We start from the raw sequence: 20,735 nt of genomic DNA on the forward strand, positions 1-20,735 counted from the left end.
CGACCAGCAAACATCCTCAAAACCTTTGAACTTTACCCTCGTTGACCGCTCGGAACCTAGTCAGCGGAAATAGACGAGTCGCCAGCACAGTGCGATCGTACGCTGCCATACCGTCAATTTTTCCATTGCATGGAATGCACAGGAGCGTCCCTGGGGCGTGAGGAGTGATGCTCGATGAATGAACAGCCATACGGTCCGGATTCCCTGGCCACCGATGTCCCGCAAGCAACCCTTCCGCTATCACTGACCCAGGCGCTGCAATTACCCCGCATCGTGATTGAAGACACGTTGCCGGTGATCGACGGTGGTCTGTTCGCGGCCAAGGCGATCATCGGGCAACCGGTTACCGTGACCAGCAAGGTCTATGCCGATGGGCACGACAAGATGGCGGTCAATATCCGCTGGCGTGCTGCCGATGAAGAACATTGGCACAGCGCGCCAATGCGCGAGCTGGGCAATGACAGCTGGGTCGGTGAATTCACCCCGACCTCGGTCAGCCGCCATGTGTTTCGCCTGGAAGCCTGGATTGATCAGTTCGGCAGCTATCGTTATGAGCTGGAGAAGAAGTTCGGCGCCGGCGTTCCTGTCGATCTGGAGCTGGAAGAGGGCCGCATTCATCTGGTGCACGCCGCCGAGCGCAGCCAGAACGAGCAGCGTCAGCAGATCGAAAGTCTCCTGGGCCAGCTTGAACAGGGCGATAAAGACGAGAAAGTCGCGCTGCTGTTGCACAGCGAAACCGCCAGCCTGATGAAGCTGGCCGACAATCAGGCCTTCCTCAGCCGCAGCGTCGAGTTCCCACTGGACGTCGAGCGTGAGCTGGCACAGTTTGCCAGCTGGTACGAGCTGTTTCCCCGTTCGATGACCGACGATCCGGCGCGCCACGGTACGTTCAACGATGTGCATTCGCGTCTGCCGACCATTCGCGACATGGGCTTTGACGTGCTGTATTTTCCGCCGATTCATCCTATCGGCCGCGCCCACCGCAAGGGCCCGAACAACTCCCTGACCGCAGGCCCCGATGATCCGGGCAGCCCTTATGCAATCGGCAGCGAGGATGGGGGCCATGAAGCCATTCACCCACAGCTGGGCAGTCGTGAAGATTTCCGTAACCTCGTGAAAGCTGCAGCCGACCATGGCCTGGAAATCGCGCTGGATTTCGCCATCCAGTGTTCCCAGGATCACCCGTGGCTCAAGCAGCATCCGGGCTGGTTCTCTTGGCGTCCGGACGGTACGATCCGTTATGCGGAAAACCCGCCGAAAAAGTATCAGGACATCGTCAACGTCGACTTCTACGCACCAGACGCCATCCCCGGCCTGTGGACGGAGTTGCGCGACATCGTTCTGGGCTGGGTCAACGAAGGCGTGAAAATCTTCCGTGTCGACAACCCGCACACCAAACCGCTGCCGTTCTGGCAGTGGATGATCGGCGAAGTACGCAGTCAGCACCCTGAGGTAATGTTCCTGGCCGAAGCCTTTACCAAGCCGGCAATGATGGCGCGGCTGGGCAAGGTCGGTTACAGCCAGAGTTACACCTATTTCACCTGGCGCAACACCAAGGCGGAACTGTCCGAGTATTTCACCCAGCTCAATGAAGTCCCTTGGCGCGACTGTTATCGTCCGAATTTCTTTGTCAACACGCCTGACATCAACCCGCGCTTCCTGCACGAGTCCGGGCGTCCCGGCTTTCTGATCCGGGCGGCACTGGCCACTATGGGGTCCGGGCTGTGGGGTATGTATTCGGGGTTCGAACTCTGCGAAGCGGCACCGATTCCCGGCAAGGAAGAGTATCTGGACTCGGAGAAGTACGAGATTCGGGTTCGCGATTACGCGGCACCGGGCAACATCATTGCCGAAATCGCTCAACTCAACCGCATTCGTCGGCAGAACCCTGCGCTGCAAACGCACTTGGGTTTGAAGCTGTACAACGCGTGGAACGACAACATCCTGTATTTCGGCAAGCGCTCGGCGGACGGCAGCAACTTCATTCTGGTTGCCATCAACCTCGACCCATACAACGCACAGGAAGCGGATTTCGAGTTGCCGCTGTGGGAAATGGGCCTGCCAGATGACGCCGCTACGTCGGGTGAAGACCTGATGACCGGTCACCGCTGGACCTGGTACGGCAAGTACCAGCACACGCGTCTCGATCCAGCTCAACCGTTTGGAATCTGGCGTATCCAGGCCGCGCAATAACACTCCCGAGGAGTCAATAATGGCCAAAAAGCCCGGTGACGCGACATTTATCAAAGACCCGCTCTGGTACAAGGATGCGGTGATTTATCAGGTTCACGTGAAATCGTTCTTTGATTCCAATAACGACGGAATCGGCGATTTCGCAGGCTTGATCGAAAAGCTCGACTACATTGCTGCGCTGGGCGTCAACACCATCTGGTTGTTGCCGTTCTATCCGTCGCCGCGCCGGGACGATGGCTACGACATTTCCGAATACCGCGACGTGCACAGCGACTACGGCACCATGGCCGACGCCAAGCGTTTCATCGCCCAGGCACACAAGCGCGGCCTGCGAGTGATCAGCGAGCTGGTTATCAACCACACGTCCGACCAGCATCCGTGGTTTCAGAAGGCCCGCAATGCCAAGCCCGGTTCCAAGGCGCGGGATTTCTATGTGTGGTCGGACACTGATCAGAAGTACGACGGTACGCGGATCATCTTTCTCGATACCGAAACGTCCAACTGGACCTGGGACCCGGTTGCCGGCCAGTACTTCTGGCACCGTTTCTACTCCCACCAGCCGGACCTGAATTTCGACAATCCGCACGTGCTGGATGCGGTTCTGGAAGTCATGCGCTTCTGGCTGGATCTGGGTATCGACGGTTTGCGTCTGGATGCCATCCCGTACCTCATCGAGCGGGACGGTACCAACAACGAGAACCTGCCGGAAACCCATCAGGTGCTCAAGCGCATTCGTGCCGAGATCGACGCGAACTACCCGGACCGGATGCTGCTGGCCGAGGCCAATCAATGGCCGGAAGACACCCAGCTGTATTTTGGCGACAGCAAAGGCCCGGATGGCGATGAATGCCACATGGCTTTTCACTTTCCATTGATGCCACGCATGTACATGGCGCTGGCCCAGGAAGATCGTTTTCCGATCACCGATATTTTGCGGCAGACGCCGGAAATCCCGGAAAACTGCCAATGGGCGATTTTCCTGCGCAACCACGATGAGCTGACCTTGGAAATGGTCACCGATCGTGAGCGTGACTATCTGTGGAATTACTACGCGGCCGACCGCCGCGCACGGATCAACCTGGGCATCCGTCGGCGGCTGGCGCCATTGGTGGATCGCGATCGTCGCAGGGTCGAGTTGCTCAACAGCATGCTGTTGTCGATGCCCGGCACACCGACGCTGTATTACGGCGACGAGATCGGCATGGGCGATAACATCTACCTGGGCGACCGGGACGGTGTGCGCACGCCCATGCAGTGGTCCATCGACCGCAACGGCGGTTTTTCGCGTGCCGATCCGGCCAGTCTGGTGTTGCCACCGATCATGGACCCGATGTATGGCTTTCAGTCGGTCAACGTCGAAATCCAGGAACGTGACCCGCATTCGCTGCTGAACTGGAACCGGCGCATGCTCGCCGTGCGCAAACAGCAGAAGGCCTTCGGGCGTGGCACGCTGAAAATGCTCTCGCCGTCGAACCGCCGCATTCTTGCTTATACCCGCGAATACACAGCACCTGACGGACACAGTGAAGTGGTGTTGTGTGTCGCCAACGTTTCCAGCGCCGCCCAGGCTGCAGAGCTTGAGTTGTCTGCCTATGCAGGCACGGTGCCGGTGGAAATGCTCGGCGGCAGCGCATTCCCGCCTATCGGCCAGTTAAGCTACCTGCTGACGCTGCCGCCGTACGGCTTTTACTGGTTTTTACTGGCTTCGGAGAATCAAATGCCCAGTTGGCACGTTGAACCCGCGCAGAGCATGCCGGACTTCCCGACTCTGGTGCTCAAGAAGCGTCTGGAAGAGTTGCTCGAAGAGCCACTGCGCAGCACCATGGAAAACACTTCGCTGGCGGTTTACCTGCCTAAACGGCGCTGGTTCGCGGGCAAGGACAAGGCAATCGAGAAGGTCAGCATTGCCTACGCCGTGCGCTTCGGCGATGAAGCGCATCCGGTACTGCTCAGCGAGATTGAAGTCACTGCCGGCGGGCAGACCGATCGCTATCAACTGCCGTTCGGCTTGCTGGCCGAAGACGATATCAGCAGTGCATTGCCGCAGCAGCTGGCACTGGCCCGAGTACGTCGCAACCGCGATGTCGGGTTGATCACGGATGCATTCACCCTGGAAACCTTCATCCGTGCCGTGATTCAGGGCATGCAGTCGGATACGGTCATACCCTGTGCCGACGGCGAGTTGCGTTTCGAGCAAAGCTCACAGCTGGCGCCCCTCGGCCTGAACGCCGAGTCGGAAGTGCGCTACCTGTCTGCCGAGCAATCGAACAGTTCGGTAGTGGTGGGCAGCAGCCTGGTACTCAAGCTGATTCGCAAAGTCAGCGCCGGGACACATCCCGAGCTGGAAATGGGCGCGTTCCTGACCCAGGCCGGCTTCAAGAACATTTCACCGCTGCTGGGCTCTCTGGTACGCGTCGGCAATGACGGTCAGCCCAATCTACTGATGATCGCCCAAGGGTATTTGAGCAATCAGGGCGATGCGTGGGAGTGGACCCAGAACAATCTCGAGCGTGCGGTACGCGACGAGCTGGCACATGGTGTTTCCGGCCAGGAACAGCATTACAACGCATTGCTCGAACTCGCGGACTTCTCGCGCAGTCTTGGTCAGCGCCTGGGTGAGATGCATCAGATCCTCGCGTCGCCCACTGACAATGCGGATTTTGCCGTTGAGGTCACCAGCAGCCAGGACAGTAAGGCCTCCGGGGCCAGCGTCAACGCTCAGCTCGAGCGCGCCCTGCAATTGCTGGAACAGCGCATGGGCGAGCTGGAGAAGGACGATCAGCAACTGGTCAAGGACTTGCTCGCGCAGCGCAAGCAGATCCGTCAGCGCGTCGAAGGCCTGGCCAAGCGCTCCGCCGGTGGCCTGCGCATTCGTGTGCATGGCGATCTGCATCTGGGGCAAGTGCTGGTGGTCAAAGGTGATGCCTACCTGATCGATTTCGAGGGTGAGCCGGCCCGCGCACTTGAAGAGCGCCGTGCCAAGCACAGCCCGTTCAAGGATGTCAGCGGTGTCCTGCGCTCCTTCGACTACGCTGCGGCGATGGCTGTACGCAGTGCGCAAAGCGTCGACACGTCGCCCGAGGCGGCCGAGGCGCGCAAACGTGTGGCCGATACCTACCTGGCGCAAGCGCGGGAAACCTTTATCGAGGGTTATCGCTCGGCGACCACCGGCATTGCCCATGCCTGGAAAGATGCGAAAGGGGAGGACGCTGCACTCGAGCTGTTCACCCTTGAAAAAGCTGCTTATGAAGTGATCTACGAAGCCGAGAACCGTCCAGCCTGGCTGGCCGTTCCCTTGCAAGGCTTGCGTGGACTGCTGCAACCGTCTGATGGAGAGTCAATATGAATGCGCCTGATAAAGCCGGCACGCGCCACCGCGCGATTCCCGCTGCTGTGGACCTCGACGCGCTGATCCGTGCTGAACACCGTGACCCGTTCTCTATCCTCGGCCCGCATGGCGATGGCGGCAGCGGGCAGTACGTCCGCGCCTATCTGCCCGCAGCCTTGAGTGTCCGCCTGCTGGCCAGGGATGACGGTCGCGAACTGGGCGAGATGGAAATGAGCGAAGTGCCGGGGTTTTTCGTCGGCCACCTCGAGCATCCGCAGCCTTACCTGCTGAAAATCAACTGGGCCGGTGGTGAACAGATCACCGAGGACCCCTACAGCTTTGGCCCGCTGCTGGGCGAGATGGACCTCTACCTGTTTGCCGAGGGTAATCATCGCGACCTGAGCAGCTGTCTGGGCGCGCAGGTCACCAGCGTCGATGGCGTGGACGGTGTGCGTTTTGCGGTCTGGGCGCCCAATGCGCGTCGTGTTTCTGTGGTTGGCAGCTTCAACAGCTGGGATGGCCGTCGCCATCCTATGCGCATGCGCCACCCGACCGGGGTATGGGAGATTTTCGTCCCGCGTCTGCAGCCCGGTGAGGTCTACAAGTACGAGATTCTCGGTGCTCACGGGATTCTGCCGCTGAAAAGCGACCCGATGGCCCTGGCCACCACACTACCGCCCGATACCGCGTCGAAGATCTCTGCGCCGTTGCAGTTCGAGTGGAGTGACCAGGAGTGGCTGCAATCAAGGGCAGACCGTCACGAAGTCACTGCACCGTTATCAATCTACGAGTTGCACGCCGGCTCCTGGCAAATGGAGCAGGTCGACGACAATCAATGGCGGCAGTACAACTGGCGTGAACTGGCTGATCGACTGATTCCTTACGTCAAGGAACTTGGCTTCACGCACATCGAGCTGATGCCGATCATGGAGCACCCGTTCGGTGGTTCATGGGGCTATCAACTGCTGGCCCAGTTCGCGCCCACTGCCCGTTACGGTTCGCCGGAAGATTTCGCCTTCTTCGTCGACGCCTGTCACCGCGCTGAAATCGGCGTCATTCTTGACTGGGTTCCGGCGCATTTCCCGACCGATACTCATGGTCTGGCGCAGTTCGACGGTACTTGCCTGTACGAGTACGCCGACCCTAAGGAAGGCTTCCATCAGGACTGGAACACCCTGATCTACAACCTGGGACGCACCGAGGTTCATGGCTTCATGCTGGCCTCGGCACTGCACTGGCTCAAGCATTACCACATCGACGGTCTGCGCGTGGATGCGGTAGCGTCGATGCTGTACCGCGACTATTCGCGTAATGCAGGCGAATGGGTGACGAATCGCTTCGGCGGCCGCGAAAACCTCGAGGCCATCGACTTCCTGCGTCATTTGAACGACGTGGTTGCACTGGAAGCCCCTGGGACCATGATGATTGCCGAAGAGTCGACCGCCTGGCCGGGTGTCAGCGAGCCGACCCAGCAGGGTGGGCTTGGCTTCAATTACAAGTGGAACATGGGCTGGATGCATGACTCGCTGCATTACATGGAAGAGGACCCGATCAACCGTGGGCATCACCATGGCATGCTGACCTTCAGCCTGGTGTATGCGTGGTCCGAGCGTTTTGTACTGCCTATTTCCCACGACGAAGTGGTACACGGCAAACATTCGCTGATCGACAAGATGCCGGGTGACCGCTGGCAGAAATTCGCCAACCTGCGCGCTTATCTGTCCTTCATGTGGACGCACCCCGGCAAGAAGCTGCTGTTCATGGGCTGCGAATTCGGCCAATGGCGCGAGTGGAATCACGACAGGGAGCTGGACTGGTACTTGATGCAATATGCCGAGCACGTGGGCGTGAAGAACCTGGTCGGCGATCTGAACCGCCTCTATCGAGAGGAAAAAGCGCTTCACGAGCGCGATGCAGACCCTGCCGGCTTCCAGTGGCTGGTCGGCGATGACAGTGCCAACAGCGTGTTTGCGTACCTGCGCTGGAGTTACGACGGCGAGCCGCTGCTGGTGGTCGCCAACATGACTCCAGTGCCGCGCATGGACTACCGCCTTGGCGCACCGATGCGAGGTGCATGGACGGAGTTGCTGAACAGTGACGCGGAAACCTATGCAGGCTCCAACTTTGGCAATGGTGGCGAGGTCATGACTGAAGCCGAGCCGGCGCATGGGATGGAGGATTCGCTGGTGCTGAATCTGCCACCACTCGCGGTGCTCATCCTCAAACCGAAGAAAGACTGACCAAGTCGCGTCCCCGCGCTGACGGTCGCCCTACCACACCAGCCTGAACCCCAGGCTGGTGTTCACTCCCTCCGCTCCATGCTCGCCCAGATCGCCCAGGTAATCAGCGCTCCAGTGCAGGCTGGCGTTGCTGCTCAATGTCGCTACCATCCCTGCGCCAATACTGCCCGTCGTTGACCGATGCGCGGTTCTTATCTGCTCTGCGTGATCGAAGGTCAGCGTGTCATGGCCGTCTTTGGTGTGCCAGAGGTTGGCGCGCAGATAAGGCTCTATCGGTACGCTGCTCACTTGATAGTGTCCCTTGAAACGCACGCCGATGCGCCCTGTGGTGTAAGCCTGACTGTCGAACCCGAGATGGGCAATGCCGTCATCCTGATCCTGCAGGTCTACGCGTTGGTAGATGAACTGTAACTGGGGCTCTGCAACCCAGCGCTGTGACAGCGGCAGCGGATAACCTGTCTCGACAGACAGGCTCATGACGTGGCCTTCAGTGTCGACACCGATGCCCCTGACAGAGCGGCTGCGGCCATCCAGGCGTGTGCCCATCGCCACTGCGTCGACGTATCCGCCATTCGGTGTGGTCAGCGTCCAGTAGGCGCCCAGGCTCTCGCCCTGCAGTTTCAGATGCCCTGTCCGGTAGTCGCTGAAACCCTCTGCAAAACCCTTCACCTTGCCGTCCAGACGGTTATGCGCGACGAACAGGCCGACGCGCTGAGTCTGCCCGCTGTCCTGTTGCCAAACATACAGGTCATGGCCTATCTGATAACCCTTGAATGAAGCGTCCAGGCCAGGACTCACGTCTCCCGGCCAGCGTTGCCTGAAGTCGCTGCCGAACACGCGTGCCCAACCCGCTGGCGTCGTGCCGTTTTGCGTTAGCAGGGCTTGATCCCCCTGACGTTCATGAAAGGTGCCCAGTGAGCTCAGGGCCAGGACCGCAGCGGCGGGAGCCACCACGGAGTAGTTGGCGACCTCGGGCCGGTACAGCGCGATGGGCGCGGCTCCGCGAACGGGTTCAGGCAGTGGCGGGGTTCCTATCGCGGGGACTGGCAGTGTGGCTGCTGGCGTGACAGGGGGTGGGCTGTTCGGCTCGGGCTCGGGCTCGGGTGCAGGGTTTGGGGGAGGGTCAGGTACAGGTTGTGGTGCAGGTTCGGGAGCAGGCTCGGGAGCAGGCTCGGGAGCAGGCTCAGGCTGAGGTGTAGGTGTAGGTGTAGGTGTAGGCTCAGGAACAGGAACAGGAACAGGAACAGGCGTTGGCAGTGGAGTCGGCTGCGCAGGTTCTGGGGTGGGCTCAGCAGGAGCAGGAGCAGGAGCTGACGGGGCAATCACCGCGGAGCGCAGGAACCAGCTGTTCTCAGAGCCGGCAGTCGCGCCGCCCTTGAACAGGTAATACTGATAAGCACCTGCAGACAGCGGGTTTTGCAACGAAAAGGCACTGCTTTCGCTGGTTGCTCCGTTGATGGCTTGTACCACTTCGATGCCATTGCCGCGGGTCAGGGCGCCCAGCCCACCCGAGTTGCTGACGATCATGCGTGTAGAACCGCTGATTCGACCCTGTGCCACGACCAGTCGGTCGCTGGCGGATGCATCATCGCCCAGTGCCGATAGCAACAGCAGTCGCCCGTTCTGGCCGGTGTAATTGCCGGTCACCGTCAATGTGCCAGTGAGCGAACGGCCTGCATCGCTGACGTCCAGCGTTCCGGCATTCTCCAGTGAGACAAGGGAACCGGCGCTGAACGGCGCAATGCTGCCCGAGGTCGAGGTCAGCGCACTGGCGGAATCGATGTTCAGAACGCCGGTGTCACTCACGCTGTCGCCGAGTACCAGCGTGCCGGCCAGATTCAGCTGCGAGCCGTTGCTCACGTTGACCGTTTCCCAGTTGGCATAGCGACCCGGCTGTGATGATGCGGTGTTATCGAAGGTCAACAGGTCGTTGCCCGGGCCGCCGTCGAGCAGCGGGTTGGCGCTCAGGTAGTATTCGCTCAGGTTGTAGAGGCGCGCCGTATCATTGCCATCGGCCATCAACACGTTGCTGCGTGCGTAACCGCCGTTCAGCCAGTTGAAATTGTCATTGCCAACGCTGGTGCGAACTTCGCCACGAATCTCGCCGCCACTGAGGGTGACCAGGTCGTCACCGCCACTGACGCTGACATTGCCGCCAACAATGCCGCCCGACAAGGTAATCGTGTCCCGGCCAAAGCCGGTGACCAGATTATTGATGATGGTGCCACCGGACATCTCGAATACATTGTTGTCCAGCTTCATGTCCACGCGACCGATGCTGCCACCGGTCATCACTGCAACGTCGCCATCCTCGAACGCGCGGGTGAGGGTGCCGCCGGTCATGAGGAAGGTATCCCGCCCATCACCCTGGGCCAGAGCGCCCAGCGTGCCGCCGCTCATGACAAAGTCGTCGGGATCATCGCCTTGGTTCAGATCGCCGCTGACCTCACCCGCAGAGAGGGTGAAGCGGTCAATCCCCGCCCCTTGGATTACGTTGCCCAGAATGCGCCCCGACTGCATGTCCACGCTGTCCATTCCCGGACCGAACAGGACATTGCCGGACACAGTGCCCGTTCCGCCCTGCGGGAAGATCAGCACGTGGTCGCCGCTGAGCGCGCTAAACGGCCCACTGCCACCGCCGTCACAGACCTGAGTACCCGCCGATGGCAAGGAGGAAAGGCTGCAGGCGCCTTCGGCCCAGGAAGGGATAATTGCCAGTATCACCACCGGCAGCACGTTGCAGGTCTGATAAAAATGGACACAACGGATTTTCATGACAGCACTCCCGTCCAGGCTGGCAGCAGGGAGGCAATCGAGAGGGATCGAGGCGCCAGACTGCTACGCAAAGCGGCGTCTTACCCAGGTGGGCGACGAACACTTTGCAAGCCTGTTTCGAGGCTCGCACTATCAAGTCAAGAAGTCGTTGCTGAATGCGTCAAGAAGTTGACCGACCGACGGCGGGATTTAAGCTTTATCTACTAACTATTGGAACTACAAGCGAAAAGCTTATGCCGCAAAGGTACTGTTGCGGCCGATCATTGCGCTTGAGCGGCGCGCCGCGACAACCAGATTGTCAGGGCCAGCGCGCACACCGATAGCAGGGCTGCATAGAAAAATATCCAGTCATAGCCTTGGCCCAAGGCAATTGCGCCCATTGCCGGCCCTGCGATTGCCAGTGCCAGGTCGAAGAACACTGCGTAGGCGCTCAGGCCGGCGCCGCGGCTAGGGGTGGGCACGCTCTTGATCGCTTCTACGCCGAGCGCCGGGTAGACCAGCGACAGCCCTACGCCGGTCAGTCCGGCCCCTGCAAGGGCAACGCCGCTGCTCGGAGAAAGCCAGAGCATCAGCAGTCCACAGATTTCTACCACCATGCACAGGATGGCCGCGTTATAGCCGCCCAGCCGATTGATCGCGCCGATGAACAGCAGGCGGGCGAGGATAAAGCACACACCGAACATGCTCAGGCAATAGGCCGCGCCTTCCCAGCCACGATCCAGGTAGAACAGGGTGATGAAGGTGGTCAGCGTGCCATAGCCGATCGACGATAGGGTCAGCCCCAGACCGTAGGGTGCGATCCGGCCAAACACCGACCAGTAGGGCAGGCGCTCACCGACAATGATGGGCACCGACGGCTTGTCGCGAATCAGCCTCAGTGCCAGCCCGGCCATTACCATCATGGCAATACCCAGGCTGTTGAAGCCAATGCCATCGATGACCACTACGCCAAGCGGTGCACCAATGGCGATCGCCCCATAGGACGCGATGCCATTCCACGAGATTGAGCGTGCAGTATGCTCCGGGCCGATTTTGCCGATGCACCAACTGATGGTGCCGACCCCGATAAGCCCCTGAGAGACACCGAGGAACAGCCGCGCGACGATGAGAATCGACAGGCTCAGCGTGGCAAAGTCGTGCAGCAGTGTGGCCAGCAAGGTCATGCTGCCACTGATGACGATGCCCCAGAGCCCGAACACGATAGAGCGCTTGCTGCCCAGGGTATCTGTGGCACGGCCGGCGAAAGGTCGGCTGAGCAGGGTGGCGAGGTACTGCGAGGCGATGGCCAGACCGGCAATCAGCGGGCTGAAACCCAACTGGTCATGAACATAGCCGGGTAATACCGCGATAGGCAGGCCGATGCACAGGAAGGCGATGAACGTGTAGAAAACGATGGAGACGATCTGCAGGGTGATCGTCATGGATCCGGGGTGTGCGGCAGGCATTGGGCTCTTCGCTGGCGGGCGGTGGGAGTGCCTCATCATGGCGTGCGTCTTGGATAAATGAAAGCAGGCTAACGGTATTATGCGGCTGCTTATCAGACAGTTGCCGTTGTGAGGATATGGTCATAGGATGACTGATCACATCACAATAATAAAAAGGTTCGTCATGAAAAATATTCTGTTGCTGGCCGCTGCAGTCGCTTGTTCATTAGGCCTGAGTGCCCAGGCGACCACCTTCGCTTACATTTCCAGCCCCTCCGATGGGCTGATTTCTCAATACCGTCTGGATGAAAAGAGCGGGGCGCTCAGCCTGGTCGAGCAAACCAGAGCGGGTGATCAGGTCAATCCAATGGCCATCACGCCTGATGGCAAAGCGTTATTTGCGGCGTTGCGCGCCAAGCCGTATCAAGTGCTGAGTTTCAGCATCGAGCCTGGCACCGGACACCTCAAACCGCTGAGCCAGGCGCCGCTGGCCGAGAGTCTGGCGTACCTGTCTACCGATCGTAGCGGACGCTTTCTGTTTGGTGCGTCATATGGCGCCGACTTGCTCAGCGTCCAGCCCATCGATGCGCAGCACCGCCCGAGCGACAGCATTCAGACTTACAAGACCGGCATGCACGCACATTCGGTGCGCACCGATCCGAGCAACCGGTTTGTGTACGCCGGTAACCTGGGCGTCGATCGTGTGCTGCAATACCGCCTGGAGCCCAAGGACGGCAAGCTTGTCCCCATCGGCGAGGGCTATGTCGCCGTTCCCGACAATACCGGCCCGCGCCACCTGGCCTTTTCGTCCGACGGCAAGTTTCTGTATGTCGTCGGTGAAATGAGTGGCACGGTCACGGCCTTCGCGATCAATCAGAAAACCGGTGCGTTGAAGCAGACCAGTCAGGCAGACGGTATTCCCAAACGCTTGAATCTGGCGCCGGGACAGGCTCGCGATGCGCGCAACAATGATCTCAAGGATGACCCTACGCCGCGCATCTGGGCCGCGGATATTCGCCTCGCGCCGAACGGCAAATGGCTGTTCATCAGTGAGCGCACCAGCAGCAGCGTGTCGGTGTTCAAGGTTGAGCCCACCAATGGCAAGGTGGCGTTCGTTGACAATTACCCCGTTCAGGAAAAGCAGCCGCGCAACATCGCTGTTTCACCCAATGGGCGCTGGTTGCTGGTGAGTGGCGAGAAAAGCGACAAGGTGGGCAGTTACGCCATAGGCGAGAAGGGTGCCTTGCAACGGGTCAGTGAAGCGCCCTCGGGCAAGGGTGCGCTTTGGATTGAAATGCTCAGCCAGCCAAGCGAATAGGCGCGCTGAAACTAAAAAGCCCTGTCATATGACAGGGCTTTTTACTATTGCGGGCTGACAGGCTTAGAACGTAACGCCCTGGCTACGCAGGTAGTCGTCATAGGTGCCGCTGAAATCGACCACGCCACTTGGGCTGAGTTCGATGATGCGGGTTGCCAGCGAGGACACGAACTCGCGGTCGTGACTGACGAAAATCAGTGTGCCTGGATAGTTTTCCAGCGCCAGGTTCAGCGACTCGATGGATTCCATGTCCAGGTGGTTGGTCGGTTCGTCCATCACCAGCACGTTGGGCTTTTGCAGGATCAGCTTGCCGAACAGCATGCGGCCCTGTTCACCACCGGAAATCACCTTCACCGACTTGAGGATCTCGTCGTTGGAGAACAGCATGCGGCCCAGGGTGCCACGTACCAGTTGCTCGCCGCCTTGAGTCCACTGACCCATCCAGTCGAACAGAGTGGAGTCATCCTCGAAATCGTGAGCATGGTCCTGAGCGTAATAGCCGATTTCCGCTGCGTCGGTCCACTTGACCGTGCCTGCGTCTGGTTGCAACTCGTTGACCAGGGTGCGCAGCAGAGTGGTCTTGCCGATGCCGTTCGGGCCGATGATGGCCACACGCTCGCCGGCTTCGACCTGGAAGCTGAAGTCCTTGAACAGGGTCTTGCCGTCGAAGCCTTTGGCCATGCGATCGACGATGACCGCCTGGCGGTGCAGCTTCTTGGTCTGCTCGAAACGAATGAAAGGGCTGACACGGCTGGAGGGCTTGACCTCGGCCAGCTGGATCTTGTCGATCGCCTTGGCTCGGGACGTGGCCTGCTTGGCTTTCGAGGCGTTGGCCGAGAAGCGGCTGACGAACGATTGCAGTTCGGAAATCTGCGCTTTCTTTTTGGCGTTGTCGGACAGCAACTGCTCGCGGGACTGGGTCGCCACGGTCATGTACTCGTCATAGTTGCCCGGGAACAGACGCAACTCGCCGTAATCCAGGTCGGCCATGTGTGTGCACACGCTGTTCAGGAAGTGACGGTCGTGGGAGATGATGATCATCAGGCTGTTACGCTGGGTCAGGATGTTTTCCAGCCAGCGAATGGTGTTGATGTCCAGGTGGTTGGTCGGTTCGTCGAGCAGCAGCACTTCCGGATCGGAGAACAGTGCCTGCGCCAGCAGAACGCGCAGCTTCCAGCCCGGCGAGACTTCGCTCATCGGACCGTTGTGCTGTTCGATGCCGATACCCAGACCCAACAGCAGTTCACCGGCGCGGGATTCGGCGGTGTAGCCGTCCATTTCGGCAAACTCGGTTTCCAGCTCGGCAACGGCCATGCCGTCGTCTTCGCTCATTTCCGGCAGCGAATAGATGCGGTCGCGCTCGGCCTTGACCTTCCACAGCTCTTCGTGACCCATGATCACGGTGTCGAGCACCGTGAACTCTTCATAGGCGAACTGATCCTGGCGCAGTTTACCCAGACGCACGTTCGGCTCCAGCATCACCTGCCCACCCGAAGGCTCGAGGTCGCCACCGAGGATTTTCATGAACGTGGACTTGCCGCAGCCGTTCGCGCCAATCAGGCCGTAACGGTTACCAGCGCCAAACTTGACCGAGACATTCTCGAACAAGGGTTTGGGGCCGAACTGCATCGTGATGTTAGCTGTGGAGATCAATTACTTTACCTATCAATAACGTGGGCAATAACCGGGGGAGCGCTGGCGTCAGCGGGTGTGGTGCTCAGGACCCCACCGACGCTGTTCAGTCCGCTCCGTCCGAGCATGAGCTGACCCAACGGGCATACGTCTACAGCAACGGCAGCCTGCCACGACTGCGTTGCCGGGATATGAATGTGGGGGTTCACGCCAGACATTGGCGCGCATTGTCGCATAGGTCGGGCGGCAGTGACATGGTGGGCGGCAGGGGATTGCCGAGTTTAACGGGTCGGGGCAGGGTTGGCGCCTGCTTCAGCGCCGTTCGCCGCGTGCAACTGCGGACGCCCAAGACAAGCAGGCTGCGTTGCTGTCAGCACTCTGTGACAGCTGAATACTATCGTTGAAGTGAGCAACTGACTTTATGGCGAACTTCATCAAGGCTCAACTTGGGAATGACTTCGTGCGGCACGCGCGAGCTGTCGGAGACATTGAATACCTGGAAGTCGCTACCGACGACCTGTTTCGACATCAGCTCAAGTGATGGAAGAATTCTGGACTCGTAATGCTGGTCCAGACCGCAGGGTGAGCAATTGTCGCTGGAGGATTCATAGAATCGGCCCACGGACTGATTCATATCGAAACCGACCAGAAAGACGTTGTCGAAACCAAGGTGATAAGACAGTTGCAGCGCCAGATACATGACAGTTCGGGCGTCGAAAAAACCAAATTCCAGATCCTTGCTGAAACCGATATCCCGGCTTCTGCTACTCCATAACGAGAGTTTTCTGACCAGTGCATCCTCCCGCGAGCACAGTGCCGCCACCCTCGACACTCTGGGCGATTTCTTCAGTGCATAAGCGCGTCCGGAAGGTCTGGGAATATCGCCGCGAAACTGATCTTCCCAGAGGCCGACATTTTCGCTGGAGCGCATGGCGGCGGCGAACAGCTCAGGCTGCTGGTTGGGAAAATCCCTGTCGGAGCAGACGTAGAACAACGGCTTTATGTTCGTGCCTGCGAACATCGAGAACGCGCCGTTCATGGTAATCATGGGGATATGCGAGAACTCTTCGATCGGGAAGTCCTTTGCTGATTTCCCAGAGCCAATCAGGAAAACCGGCCCTTTTTTAGTGCCCTTGCATTGGCTGAAATCAAGCACACGCGTCGGTGCAGGCGTGTGCTCGTCAACAGCATTGCGTACGTAGCGCGTCGAATTAATTGATTGACTAGTCATGACAACCTTGTAAGCACTAGTGGCAAATTAGTTAGGGCGTTATGCGCGCGACATTATCGGCTGGTGGCCATTAATTCAATATCAAAGTGTCTCGAAAGAGTATCACACTGGAAACAACTGGCTACATAGCAAGGGCGCTGATTACCGAAATGCGCTATTCACTGGAGGGTTTTCGGATGTAAGGTTGGATGGGTGATATTAATTTAATACTTATTGGCCACTACTTGATGGCAATTCAATGTGCGAGCGGAAAGACGAGCTCCAAATAGCTGTCAGGATGATAGATTTGCGCGGGGCCAAGTTGGACGAAGGCGGTCATATGAGGTTTTTCTGCAAGGCCCGGTGATGACCAGGCCTGCCATTTCTGGTGCGTGTTGACGGTTAGTCGGATTTCCTTTCCTGCTTCTTCCTCCTGAACCAGCTTCCCAGCGCGTGGAAAGGGTGAATGAACATCGCAATCGCTCCAAGCAGAAAGACGATGGAGACAAGGATCAGACCCAGCCCTTCGTGTGCAAACATAGTGATTGACTCCTGTTGTCACTTTGTCGGTCCGTTGAAGAGTAGCGGCTGAAACGTTTCATCTCATGAAGAAATGTTAAGGAACTTTCTTGGAGCGGCTTTCAGGCAGGGCCTTGTTCCGGTCGGACCCATGCACGGTTTGGCGCAGACGCCCGGTTTTGCTGCGCCAAACCAGTGGGGTTTAGCGCTGGCGTTGCCAAAGTATGGCATTGCGACAAGTATCTTCAGTGCCGTCGCGGAACTAGATGAGGCGATGACGAGACTATAAGCACGCTCGTGTTCAGCAGGCGTGGCCTGTGAGCGTGCATTCTTATGATCCCGGAGGTTACTGACATGAAGTCCCTTTTCCGTCCAGCTTTGCTGCTGGCTGTCGCTTTACCCCTGTTCCTGGCTGGCTGCGGAGACAAGGAGCCCGAGCAGCGCACTGCGTTCACTCAGTTCCTGCAAACCCGAATTGTCGACAAGCCGGGCGTACATGTGCCCAAGCTGACGGATGAGGAGAAGAAAACCTTTGGTGACTACACCTCGCACTATGCGGTCATCTCCGACTTTGGCGCAGGCATGGACTCTGCTGTACAGCCGCTCGCCGGCTTGATGCAGAAAGGCTCTTTTCATTCGGTCAGCGATGTCATTCAACGACGCGCTGACCTGGCTGCTGTGCAGACGGGCCTTGATGAAGTGGGCGAAAAGCTGACCATCGAGCAGGGCAAGGCAGACGCCGCCCGCGCGAAACTCAAGCAGCCGGAAGACCTGAAGGTGGTTTACGACAAGGCCTACGACCGAACTGTCAGCGTACCCGCCAACACCTTCCGCGAAGTGCTGCCGCAGATAAAGGGCACCTTTTCCAGTGGCCTGAAGGTTGCCGATTATGTGGACGCGCACAAATCGCAGATCGATATCTCGGGTTCGACGATCACCGTCAAGGATCCTGTGGTCCAGACCGAGCTCAACAAACTGCTGCAAGAGCTGAACGAGCAGGGCAAGAACGCTCAACAAGCCCAGTCCAAGCTGCAATCGCTGATGACCGGCCGCTGATATCGAGCTGCTGCGTCTGAAGTGACGGCCCGGCCCTGCTGCCGGGCCGGTCCTTGTGTCAGGTATGATTCGGCCATCTGTCTGCCTGATGCCTGGAATCAACCGCCTGATGAATAATCCCCCTTCAATGACCGTCACCCTGCGTGATGCTTCCTCTGCGGATGCGTTGTGCCTTGCGGCGCTCGGTATGCAGGTTTTTCTCGACACCTACGCAACGCAAGGCATTCGACAGTCCATCGCCCGCGAGGCGCTGGAAGCTTTCTCGCCTGCGAACTTCGCACAACAGCTCATCGAGCCGACAACGTTCATCGTCGTTGCCGAGTTGCAAGGGCATTTGATCGGCTTTGCTCAAGTCGCGTTGCGCACCGACCACGCAATGCTCGGTGTGTCGAACGCCGCCGAGTTGCAACGTCTCTATGTGCAGGAGCGTTTCACCGGGCGTGGAGCGGGGCGGCTGTTACTTGATGCTGCCGAGCAGCGTGCAACAACCCGTCACGCCTCGCTATTATGGGCGACGGTCTGGGTTGGCAATCCTCGCGCTTTGGCGTTCTACCCTCGCCAAGGCTATGCATGGAAAGGTACGCCGCACTATGTGTTTCAGGGCGAAACACATGAGAATCACCTGTTTGCCAAACCGCTGATGACTACTGACTGACACGACGTTGCTGTGCAACAAGGACGCTGAATGCTGCGCATACTGGGCAAGACCTCCTCGATCAACGTACGAAAAGTACTCTGGACGTGTGAGGAGCTGAAGATACCCTTCACTCAGGAAGACTGGGGGTCAGACTTCAAGCCTGCCGACACCGAGGCGTTCGTCGCGCTCAACCCTAATGCCATGGTGCCGGTTATCGTGGATGATGACTTCGTGCTTTGGGAGTCCAACAGCATCGTTCGCTATCTGGCCAACCGTTATGCTGGCGACCCTGTTTACCCGCTGGATCCACGCGCCAGGGCACACACCGATCAGTGGATCGACTGGCAAGGTTCGGATCTGAACCGATCATGGAGTTATGCCTTCATGTCACTGGTACGACGTTCGACCGAGCACCAGGACCCTGCAGCCATAGCCGTGTCCTGTGCTCAATGGACCAGGCACATGCAGATACTCGACAGGCAACTGGAAAAGACCGGCGCCTATGTCTGCGGCGAGCGTTTTACCCTGGCGGACATCCCCATCGGTCTTTCAGTCAATCGCTGGTTCGAGACGCCTCTCGAGCATCCCGACCTGCCCGCCGTCAATGCGTGTTACGAACGCCTGAGCCACCGTTCCGGCTACCTTCTGTACGGGCGCAACGGAACTCCGTGACGGTTTGTCGGGCTCGCGTTTATCCTTGAGCATCATAGTGAGTCTTGTTGCCTGTTAAGGAGTCGTCGAAGTGACCACCATCAAAATTACCGCGGGCGGATATGAGTTTCTCGCCGAAGCCCATCCGGATGCGCCGCAAACGGTGGAAGCGTTTCTCAAGCTGCTGCCTTATCGGCAGAAATTCATCCATGTGCGCTGGAGCGGCGAGGGTTGCTGGGTGCCGCTGGATGATTATCAACTGAAGCTGGATGACACATTGATCGGCTTCGAGAACGCAACCAGCCATCCTTCGGTGGGCGACATTCTTTTCTACCCGGGCGGTTACAGCGAAACCGAGATTATCCTTGCCTACGGCTCGTGCTGTTTCGCCAGCAAGATGGGGCAGTTGGCGGGCAACCATTTCCTGACCATTACCCAGGGCAAGGAAAACCTGCGCAAACTGGGCGTGAAGACACTGTGGGAAGGCGCTCAGGAGGTGGTTTTCGAACTGGCTTGAGTCTGCCGCTATTGCGCGATAGGCATTTGCAAGTATTTGTTGGAACTGCTGATCTTCGCCAGGGGTCTAGTCCACGATGCTTCCAGCTCCCGGAAGCCGACCTGGAGACATGACCTTGAATATTTTCGAAGCCCTGCGCGAAAGCCATGATCGTCAACGCAGCTACGCTGATGCCCTGATCCAGACCAGCGGCGACAGCGCCGAACGCGAGAAGGCCTACAAACAGCTCAAGGAAGAACTGCAGGCCCACGAAACGGCCGAAGAACGGTTTTTCTACATCCCTCTGATGGCCCACGACAATGGCGTGGACCTGAGCCGTCACGCCATTTCCGAGCATCACGAGATGGACGAGATGATGGAAGAGCTCGATGAAACCGAAATGTCCAGTCCAGCCTGGCTGGCCACTGCGAAAAAGCTGTCGGAAAAAGTGCATCACCACCTGAAGGAAGAAGAGCAGAAGTTCTTCCAGATGGCGGGCAAACTGCTCGACGAAAAGCAGAAACAGAGTCTGGCCGGCGAATACGTGAAGGAATACGAAGAGCAATTGGCTGAAGGTTGATAGCGCGGTGCAGTGCTAGAATCGACTTTTTATCAGCGAAGGCATGACATGAAGTTTCTGTTTCTGACAAGCGCGGCGGTGATTGCGGCAACCGTATTGACCGGGTGTGCAGCGCCTTCCAGTTCTGCACGTGCCGCAGGACCCTACAAGGTCCTGTCGAGCGCCAAGCAGGATGCTGCCGTTGCCCAGTGCATTCAGGTGACCTGGCAGAACGAAGCCATGTTCGGCACGTCTACTGACGTGTTCCTGCATGACCTGTCCGGCGGCGGCTTCACCGTGTTTACCACTGAATCGACCTACTTCGCCGACGTGCGCGGCAAAGGCCCGACCACAGCCGTTGAATTCTATGCTCCGCAAGGCGATGCTCAGGCCGCGTTGCGCTCTGCGGCCATTGCTACCTGTCTTTGAGTCTCTTCCCCATTCGACACCTCTCGTTCCCACGCCAGCGTGGGAACGCCGTTCTGGACGCTCTTTGTGCTCGTGCTTCTGGCTGATTTACGTTGATACTCCACGCCCGATAACAGCGCATGCGCACAAGAGTGGGGCCATACCACTCAAATGTGACAATCGGTAGCGTTACCTGCGGGCTTCGTCCCCGCTGTCCCGCTTCAAGCCCAAATTCCAGTCTGTTGATTTGTTTCGACTTTTTCATGGAGTGTCCTCCGTGCGTCCTCTA

Annotated in this window: 15 protein-coding genes; 10 read left to right on the forward strand and 5 right to left on the reverse strand. The window is 58.6% G+C overall.

Annotated features, from left to right (window positions below):
- Nucleotides 1–174 precede the first annotated feature (174 nt).
- From JOE39_RS06335 to glgB, 3 genes are read left to right on the forward strand one after another with little or no spacing between them, the layout of a single operon-like run.
- Nucleotides 175–2,193: an alpha-1,4-glucan--maltose-1-phosphate maltosyltransferase gene (locus JOE39_RS06335; RefSeq protein WP_016568091.1), complete on the forward strand. Its 2,019-nt coding sequence runs from the start codon at nucleotides 175–177 to the stop codon at nucleotides 2,191–2,193.
- Between the two features lie 19 nt (nucleotides 2,194–2,212).
- Complete coding sequence (gene treS / locus JOE39_RS06340; protein ID WP_057445431.1) at nucleotides 2,213–5,539, forward strand: maltose alpha-D-glucosyltransferase; 3,327 nt, start codon at nucleotides 2,213–2,215, stop codon at nucleotides 5,537–5,539.
- Nucleotides 5,536–7,761 (forward strand): 1,4-alpha-glucan branching protein GlgB, encoded by a 2,226-nt coding sequence (gene glgB / locus JOE39_RS06345; RefSeq protein ID WP_210077688.1) that lies wholly within the window; start codon nucleotides 5,536–5,538, stop codon nucleotides 7,759–7,761. The genes treS and glgB overlap by 4 nt, the downstream gene beginning before the upstream one ends.
- A gap of 30 nt (nucleotides 7,762–7,791) precedes the next feature.
- Here glgB and JOE39_RS06350 read toward each other — a convergent pair whose 3' ends face one another.
- Nucleotides 7,792–10,536: an autotransporter outer membrane beta-barrel domain-containing protein gene (locus JOE39_RS06350; RefSeq protein ID WP_210077686.1), complete on the reverse strand. Its 2,745-nt coding sequence runs from the start codon at nucleotides 10,534–10,536 to the stop codon at nucleotides 7,792–7,794.
- 260 nt (nucleotides 10,537–10,796) lie between these two features.
- Nucleotides 10,797–11,981 carry an MFS transporter gene (locus tag JOE39_RS06355; RefSeq protein ID WP_210077684.1) on the reverse strand — a complete coding sequence of 395 codons (1,185 nt, stop codon included), beginning with the start codon at nucleotides 11,979–11,981 and terminating at the stop codon, nucleotides 10,797–10,799.
- Between the two features lie 163 nt (nucleotides 11,982–12,144).
- On the opposite strand from JOE39_RS06355, the gene JOE39_RS06360 reads away from it, so the two are divergent.
- Nucleotides 12,145–13,278, forward strand: a complete 1,134-nt coding sequence (locus JOE39_RS06360; protein WP_210077682.1) for a lactonase family protein — start codon at nucleotides 12,145–12,147, stop codon at nucleotides 13,276–13,278.
- 63 nt (nucleotides 13,279–13,341) lie between these two features.
- On the opposite strand, the gene JOE39_RS06365 is transcribed toward JOE39_RS06360, so the two are convergent.
- From JOE39_RS06365 to JOE39_RS06375, 3 genes are all read right to left on the reverse strand, one after another.
- Nucleotides 13,342–14,931: an ABC-F family ATPase gene (locus JOE39_RS06365; protein ID WP_003395611.1), complete on the reverse strand. Its 1,590-nt coding sequence runs from the start codon at nucleotides 14,929–14,931 to the stop codon at nucleotides 13,342–13,344.
- 373 nt (nucleotides 14,932–15,304) lie between these two features.
- Complete coding sequence (locus tag JOE39_RS06370) at nucleotides 15,305–16,141, reverse strand: lipopolysaccharide biosynthesis protein (RefSeq protein ID WP_210077680.1); 837 nt, start codon at nucleotides 16,139–16,141, stop codon at nucleotides 15,305–15,307.
- Nucleotides 16,142–16,522: 381 nt separating this feature from the next.
- Nucleotides 16,523–16,660 (reverse strand): hypothetical protein, encoded by a 138-nt coding sequence (locus tag JOE39_RS06375; RefSeq protein ID WP_003369471.1) that lies wholly within the window; start codon nucleotides 16,658–16,660, stop codon nucleotides 16,523–16,525.
- 333 nt (nucleotides 16,661–16,993) lie between these two features.
- Between JOE39_RS06375 and JOE39_RS06380 the strand changes: the two genes are divergently transcribed.
- The 6 genes from JOE39_RS06380 (at nucleotide 16,994) to JOE39_RS26265 (ending at nucleotide 20,467) form a co-directional block, all read left to right on the forward strand.
- Entirely contained in the window at nucleotides 16,994–17,695 is a 702-nt protein-coding gene (locus JOE39_RS06380) for a DUF3053 domain-containing protein (RefSeq protein WP_003410332.1), read from the forward strand.
- 109 nt (nucleotides 17,696–17,804) lie between these two features.
- Complete coding sequence (locus tag JOE39_RS06385) at nucleotides 17,805–18,350, forward strand: GNAT family N-acetyltransferase (protein ID WP_004417828.1); 546 nt, start codon at nucleotides 17,805–17,807, stop codon at nucleotides 18,348–18,350.
- Between the two features lie 30 nt (nucleotides 18,351–18,380).
- Nucleotides 18,381–19,004 carry a glutathione S-transferase gene (locus JOE39_RS06390; RefSeq protein WP_210077678.1) on the forward strand — a complete coding sequence of 208 codons (624 nt, stop codon included), beginning with the start codon at nucleotides 18,381–18,383 and terminating at the stop codon, nucleotides 19,002–19,004.
- Nucleotides 19,005–19,074: 70 nt separating this feature from the next.
- Nucleotides 19,075–19,500, forward strand: coding sequence for a DUF3830 family protein (locus JOE39_RS06395; protein ID WP_003420688.1), 426 nt, complete (start codon nucleotides 19,075–19,077; stop codon nucleotides 19,498–19,500).
- A 115-nt stretch (nucleotides 19,501–19,615) separates the two neighbouring features.
- Nucleotides 19,616–20,059 (forward strand): hemerythrin domain-containing protein, encoded by a 444-nt coding sequence (locus tag JOE39_RS06400; protein ID WP_003369485.1) that lies wholly within the window; start codon nucleotides 19,616–19,618, stop codon nucleotides 20,057–20,059.
- 48 nt (nucleotides 20,060–20,107) lie between these two features.
- Nucleotides 20,108–20,467, forward strand: a complete 360-nt coding sequence (locus JOE39_RS26265) for a hypothetical protein (protein ID WP_003395591.1) — start codon at nucleotides 20,108–20,110, stop codon at nucleotides 20,465–20,467.
- Nucleotides 20,468–20,735 lie beyond the last annotated feature (268 nt).

Source organism: Pseudomonas sp. PvP100, assembly GCF_017833055.1.
Taxonomy (GTDB): Bacteria; Pseudomonadota; Gammaproteobacteria; order Pseudomonadales; family Pseudomonadaceae; genus Aquipseudomonas; species Aquipseudomonas syringae.